Consider the following 3,448-nt stretch of genomic DNA (forward strand, 5'->3'; position numbering starts at 1 on the left):
TACAGCAGGTCACGGCTTCACGCTCCGATGTTCTGGTGGTTGAATGTGACAAGGCAGAGAAGAGCTTTGCCATCCCCTACGTTGCCGATTTACGTCCGGCGGACGGCGACACGCGTCGCACTCGTCAGATGTTCTTACGCGCGCGCGAAACCGAGGGGGGATTTAGTTGCCGTGTCTCCAATGGAGACACGGCAACTCGAATGATCTGCAAGCCACGCACAAGGCTTTACCGAAGAGTGCGCACAAGACTCGTCGTGGACGCAACCAGAATGGCGCGTCTGAAAACCACAGCAGTAAGTCGTCGCGAGATGGCGCAAGATCAATAAATACGTCTTTAGGGAATGTGTCTCCAGGGAGACAGGATGCGCCGCGTATCAGCAGCGGGGAGACTTGGCTCTACGGATTTAAGCGCTGGAACGGCGCTCGGCATAGCGTGCTCGCGGCCGACACCCACGATGCATCGGAACAGCAGAAGTTGCCATGTCGCATAGATGCGCTCTGCAGTTGCGCTTCGTGAGAGTGCATCATCACCTGTTCAGTATGTGTTTCTACTGGAGACACCGCGGAGCACATTATTCCGGGCGTCGAAAAATGTGTAGCTGAAGCGCATAACTAACCTGCGGGACCTAACGCCGAGGACAACGTCTGTGCCCCTTGATGGTCAGTCGACCGTCGCGATCAGCTAACGACCCACTCTGACTCGACGCATGGTAGCGTCGCCTAATACCGGCGGAAAACGGCATGGCCCTGCGTTAGCAGTATGGGCTTTCTGTCTTCAGTGTCTATCGTGTAACGGAGGCTGGATATTCGAGCCTCCGTGTCGGCAGTCGAAAGAAGGCGGTTCGCCAGGCCCAAATGTTAGCGCGGATAGGCGAGATGATGAATCGCCCGCGCGGCGCCTGGAAGTGGAATAAGGAAGTTCTTCGCTTGAGTGTGCGTTAGCGCTTAAGTATGCCGTCAGCGAAGGTCTTCAGCGCTAACATCTCGCCGCGTAAATGAACGTGTGGCTCAAATGTCGATCACCGTGATGGTGGCGTGATCGAGACTATGCAGCGCGCTGTATAACGCCAAAGCTGCGAAGAAAACGAAAGCACTCGGCTGCGCACGGCGTGAGGATGTACCCAACGATAGGTCGAATACCACAAACTGCGTGAAACAACGACCAACAACGCATCGCTGCAATTTTCTCGTTTAAAATCAGCAGACTAAGTCACTTTCTTAAGTATGTTTCACGAAACGACTATCTTGTCGTGGACTGAGGTTCAACGTTCCGCGTGATTTCCCACAGAAACGCGGTACTCTGCGTCGCAGACTCCGGCTCTGTATCATTCAAAACCCAAACCGTATCGCCCAAAACGACGCGCGAATCAACAGCTACAAGCGACAACAACCTCAAGCCTGCCGCTTTTGCGCCTGCTGATAAGGCTCTCCAGCCTTAAACCGCTCGAGCCGCTCGCTAGCGACAGTCAACGCACCCAACGTAGCCCGCTGCAACTGATGATCATAAAGCGACACAATCGCGGAAAAGCTATCGCACTCTTCCGACGGCAACGCCCACACGCCAGAATCGCGCCCCGCATCGAACACAGCCGCAATCGCACGATCCGCGCTAGCCAGCGCATCGTTTGAAAACTCGCCGTGGCCCGCATCGGCCAAAAACTTCGTTAGCAGCATGACCTCGGTCACTTGCTGCGCCGGGGCGATATCGGTTGCGCCGGCACGTAGCGCTTCGACTGCCAGGTGCGCTTGAAGCGCAAGCTCATTCGCGACGGCGCGCGGAATCGGCAGGAGTTGAGCCTTTGTCAGTTGGACGCGCATCGATTGGGACGAACGTTTAAAAGGAAGTGTGCGAGACATACTGCGACCGCTGGTTGATCTTTTTGCGTTAACGATCATCCGGGACGGAATCTGAAGGGTGCGCGCCTCTTTCTTGTTCAAATTCTTTGATGGCGGCAACCGCTCGTTCGCATTGGTCGGCATCGAGGGAATGAATCGAGCCCTTTTCTGGCAACGATGCGCCGATCAACTCTGTCACCCATCGAATGCCCTTCGCGCGCGCTTCGAAGACGCTGCATCCGTCGCGGCGGACTTTGGCCTGCGCGAGCGGTTCGAGCGCGGCGTGCAGTTCGCCCTTCAAATTTCGCAGACGTGCATCGGCGAGGCGTCCGAGCGGAACATTTCGCGTGCTGCGCGGAAAAATGCCGATCCACGCCTGGCAGTCCACGCAAATCCAAAGCGGGCCGTGATCGTCGCGATAGGGGTAAGCCTCCTCGCCGGCGCGCGCCAGAGACGCGGGTGCGCCGCAATAATCGCAATTCGGATGGGGCAGGGGTTGGACGGGGCGGCCGACACGCATCGTTGAGTCACTCGCAAGCGGGAGATTCAATATAGCAAATGACGCTCTCCGATCGTTTCGCTCGAACGCCACATAACTAATATGTATTCCATATCAAAAGATATGAAATAAAGCCTTAACAAATAGCGTCACACAGCACTTGATTACAGAGCCAAGGGAATTTACGTCGACGCCTCGCGGTATAGCTTGTAACTACGCATTTCTTAGCGACCCGATCGGCCCGCCAAGAAAGCCACCGCCCATTCCAACGAGAAGCCGGTCTGTACAACCGGATGTTTTCCCACGACTCATCGCAAGTCGGTCGTAGGCTTGCGTTGGCAATCCGATATCGAGAGGTGATGACGATGAAAGCAGCTTTTCTGATGGCCGTATCCGTCGCCGGCGTTCTGGCGATCAGCACAGCGGCCCACGCGCAGGACATGCAGGCGATGCCCGATCAAAGCAACGCGGCTCAACTCAACGCGCAAAGCGGCGCGTCCGATTCGAACGCATCGAGCTACGGCGGCACGATGTTGACGACGAAGGCCAGCGGTTCCGTCCGCGACACCTGGATGAGCAACCCGAGCACGGCCTGCACGCCGGGCCTGAGCTGCAACATCTATCAAGGACAGTGACGCGATAATCGATCCAGCAAAAAAAAGCGCCGGATCACTCCGGCGCTTGTATCGCTACTACAGGGTAACAGCATTAGCGCTGGTTATCCTTCTTCACTTCTTCCTTGGCATCGCCCCACTGTTTGCGGGCTTCGCCGACGCCTTGCTGGATTTGACCCTTGACTTGCTGGCTGGTGTCGCCGGTCATCTTGCCCACAGCTTCATTGGCCTTGCCCTTCACCTTTTCGGCGGTACCCTTCACTTGATCCTTGTTCATGGTGAGCCTCCTGGTCGATTACGTGGGACGGCGGATGCCTCCACGCATAGATACTCAGCAAGGCACGGGCCTGAGGTTCGGAAGGGAGTTGTGTGCGTCAAGTTGTGCAGAAATCGGATGCCGGTGGTTTCAGTTGATCCTTCTGTGCGACGTGCGGCGCGAAGGGCGTAGCCCGCAGCGCCGAACGCCGCGCGGCCGCTATGCAGCAGCGCGCAAGAACTC

General features: G+C 56.8%; 5 protein-coding genes. 2 read left to right on the top strand and 3 right to left on the bottom strand.

Annotated elements, in window-relative coordinates; genetic code table 11:
* Positions 1–326, top strand: a 326-nt coding sequence (locus BVER_RS34865; protein WP_232316898.1) for a hypothetical protein, incomplete at its 5' end; no start/stop codon positions are given.
* A gap of 1,066 nt (positions 327–1,392) precedes the next feature.
* Here BVER_RS34865 and BVER_RS28310 read toward each other — a convergent pair.
* Positions 1,393–1,980, bottom strand: a complete 588-nt coding sequence (locus BVER_RS28310) for a hypothetical protein (RefSeq protein ID WP_332309162.1) — start codon at positions 1,978–1,980, stop codon at positions 1,393–1,395.
* Positions 1,886–2,356: a zinc-finger-containing protein gene (locus BVER_RS28315; RefSeq protein WP_050456071.1), complete on the bottom strand. Its 471-nt coding sequence runs from the start codon at positions 2,354–2,356 to the stop codon at positions 1,886–1,888. The genes BVER_RS28310 and BVER_RS28315 overlap by 95 nt, the downstream gene beginning before the upstream one ends.
* A 344-nt stretch (positions 2,357–2,700) precedes the next feature.
* On the opposite strand from BVER_RS28315, the gene BVER_RS28320 reads away from it, so the two are divergent.
* A complete protein-coding gene (locus BVER_RS28320; RefSeq protein ID WP_232316900.1) occupies positions 2,701–2,970 on the top strand; it encodes a hypothetical protein in 270 nt (89 codons plus the stop codon).
* Positions 2,971–3,043: 73 nt separating this feature from the next.
* On the opposite strand, the gene BVER_RS28325 is transcribed toward BVER_RS28320, so the two are convergent.
* Positions 3,044–3,226, bottom strand: coding sequence for a CsbD family protein (locus tag BVER_RS28325; RefSeq protein ID WP_050456073.1), 183 nt, complete (start codon positions 3,224–3,226; stop codon positions 3,044–3,046).
* Between the last annotated feature and the right edge of the window lie 222 nt (positions 3,227–3,448).

Source organism: Candidatus Burkholderia verschuerenii (assembly GCF_001189365.1).
GTDB classification, from domain to species: domain Bacteria; phylum Pseudomonadota; class Gammaproteobacteria; order Burkholderiales; family Burkholderiaceae; genus Caballeronia; species Caballeronia verschuerenii.